The sequence below is a fragment of the Fluviispira multicolorata genome (genome assembly GCF_009208585.1).
GTDB classification, from domain to species: Bacteria; Bdellovibrionota_B; Oligoflexia; order Silvanigrellales; family Silvanigrellaceae; genus Silvanigrella; species Silvanigrella multicolorata.
Map to the genome: position 1 here is coordinate 1 of NZ_WFLN01000015.1, position 578 is coordinate 578.

The window sequence follows — 578 nt, forward strand, 5'->3', positions numbered from 1 at the left end:
AAGCTTTCTTGGCAGCTCGCCGATGCTTTTCGCAGCCTGACACGTCCTTCGTCGCTTCTCGATACCTAGGCATCCTCCGTACGCCCTTAATCGCTTGAGGAAAAATATCACTCAAACTATTCGCTTTATGGCTATAAAAACCCGCTCACTTCGTCAGTCCTTTGCTCGGAACTCCTCATGTACTTTTATGTACACTGCGTCGCCTCTCGCTCAAACTTCCTCGTTAACAGCTTTTTTTGCTCATAATCCTTTATTTTCCGCATAAAAATTCACTCACTTTGGGCTAGTAAACTTTCTGCTAGAAAATTCTCTAGAAAAAGATTCCTACAAGTCTCTTCTTCTAGTTTCTCGTCTCCCTCTCCTCACTAGGATATGAAAACTTTTCTTTCTTCTTCTTATTCTCTTGTCAAAAAACTAAATATTATTTTGCTATTTAAACTTGAAAAGATTGCAGAAACAGAGTGCGGGTCCCTTGACCTAGAATGGACTCTCTGTACCCGAAGGTATGAGCTGTCTGTATTCCTAGAAAGGAGGTGATCCAGCCGCAGGTTCCCCTACGGCTACCTTGTTACGACTTA

Annotated in this window: 2 rRNA genes; both read right to left on the minus strand. The window is 42.6% G+C overall.

Features of this window, described 5'->3' with window-relative positions:
- Positions 1 to 100: ribosomal RNA gene (locus GCL57_RS14680) — 23S ribosomal RNA — on the minus strand; the annotation flags it as partial.
- A gap of 426 nt (positions 101 to 526) precedes the next feature.
- Positions 527 to 578: ribosomal RNA gene (locus GCL57_RS14915) — 16S ribosomal RNA — on the minus strand; the annotation flags it as partial.